1 protein-coding gene is annotated in these 1,271 nt (G+C 38.8%); it reads left to right on the top strand.

Features of this window, described 5'->3' with window-relative positions:
- Positions 1 to 372: 372 nt before the first annotated feature.
- Positions 373 to 1,152, top strand: coding sequence for an ABC transporter permease (locus tag PLK24_RS06890; RefSeq protein WP_324477592.1), 780 nt, complete (start codon positions 373 to 375; stop codon positions 1,150 to 1,152).
- The last annotated feature ends 119 nt before the right edge of the window (positions 1,153 to 1,271 follow it).

The raw sequence follows: 1,271 nt of genomic DNA, 5'->3' as shown, positions 1-1,271 counted from the left end.
GGTTGGCCTCCTCGTAATGGCAGTTATAAGAAAAATATTTTTCTTTATCATCTCAAACCGTGAAGCAGTATAAGGGGCCTTTTTCCAGAAAGAGTTATGGAAAGAGAGAAACAATTTCCATATTTATCGGATCACGCCATTCAGAATGGGAATGGATTATTGAACATTTCCGATAATTTTATAGAATCATATTCAGATATTATTCAAAATAGGTTAAACTATTACCTTAAGTTGGAAATAAAAAGCAATAGGGGTGCTTCATTATAGCACCCCTATTTTTAACCTATCTGGTGGTTTGGTTAATCAATACCAAAAGCTCAAAAGGTTAAGAAAAATTTAAATGAGTGTCGTCTTAAAACACCGGGTGAAGAAATGAAATCAAAGTTTGGCTCAATATTCAAAGGTGAACTAAAGAATTCTTTAGGAAGCATAATTCTCCTTCTTTCTCTGGTTATACTCTGGGACCTGTATCTCTATCTCCGTCGGGATTCATGGGATATAACCCTGGTCTTTGTTTTAAGTTTTCTTCCTATCATTTTCCTTCCCTTTTATGCCTTGGTCAGTGGGTTTTATATGCTTCGAGAAGAATGGCGGAAGAAAACTATTACGCACCTTCTTTCGCTGCCGGTGAAAGGGATTACCCTGACCAGCATTAAACTACTTACGATATGGATCGAAACGGTTATCTTCATTGTAGTGATATTTATCGGAGTCATTATGTTTAGTAAGATTGCCCTTTTAGAACCCATTCCCAATCAAGTTTTGTGGCAGCTCGGGATAATTTTATCGATCATTTCTATCCTGGTGGCAATTTTAAGCCAGTTTGCCTATTTGGTTGGGCGTGTATTTCGTTATGGAGGGTGGTTAATCAGCATCTGGACCTTCCTTGTGACCGGTTGGGCTATAATCCGTTATTCTGGGCTGCTTGTTCCTTACCTTTCCTTTGTTCCCAACTTCCAGTTAAATGGTTGGTATCTTTCTGGAATTTGGCAATATTTAGGAGACGTCTCCGCTCTTCAAGCCATCAAAATCCACGGACCGACCACGCTGGCATTCTTTCTGAGCTTTTTCGTCATCTTTCTGTTGGGTTCCTGGATTTTGGAAAAATATGTCATTGTGCCAACGGGGGAAATAAAACATGAAAGCGAGTAAAGTATTACTGCTTCTATTGATCGGGCTGACTTTCCTTTTTATATTTGATTATTCCCGAGGTGGAATTCATAAAATTGGACCTCAATTAAGCCAAATAATTATCCTTCCAGCCCCAGCCG

Source organism: Atribacter sp. (assembly GCF_035418125.1).
Classification (GTDB): Bacteria; Atribacterota; Atribacteria; order Atribacterales; family Atribacteraceae; genus Atribacter; species Atribacter allofermentans.
This window is presented reverse-complemented; position numbering and strand designations above follow the sequence as displayed.

Excerpts from the sequence above, each read along its gene's own strand:
- PLK24_RS06890 (WP_324477592.1), top strand. The coding sequence starts at position 373 with ATGAAATCAAAGTTTGGCTCAATATTCAAAGGTGAACTAAAGAATTCT.